The organism is Nonomuraea sp. MG754425, from assembly GCF_021699195.1.
Lineage (GTDB): Bacteria > Actinomycetota > Actinomycetes > Streptosporangiales > Streptosporangiaceae > Nonomuraea.
Map to the genome: position 1 here is coordinate 1 of NZ_SSXE01000592.1, position 267 is coordinate 267.

General features: G+C 76.0%; 1 pseudogene. It reads right to left on the minus strand.

Going from position 1 to position 267, the window contains the following annotated elements:
• Nucleotides 1–267, minus strand: a pseudogene (locus FAF44_RS54110) (hypothetical protein); the annotation flags it as partial.

Below are 267 nucleotides of genomic sequence, written 5' to 3' on the forward strand. Positions count from 1 at the left end.
CTCGAGGCGGGCCGCTCGCCGTCCGACGTCCGCCGCCTGCTCAACCTGGGCCAGGAGCTGCCGCCCGAGCGGCTGGCCGAGCTCGCGCTCGCGCACGGCCGGAGCGGTCTCCTCGGCGAAGCGCAGAAGCCGGCTCGGATCGTCCACCATGAGCGTGAAGACGCTGATGCCGTGCGCGAGCGCGAGCTCGGCCAGCCGCTCGGGCGGCAGCTCCTGGCCCAGGTTGAGCAGGCGGCGGACGTCGGACGGCGAGCGGCCCGCCTCGAG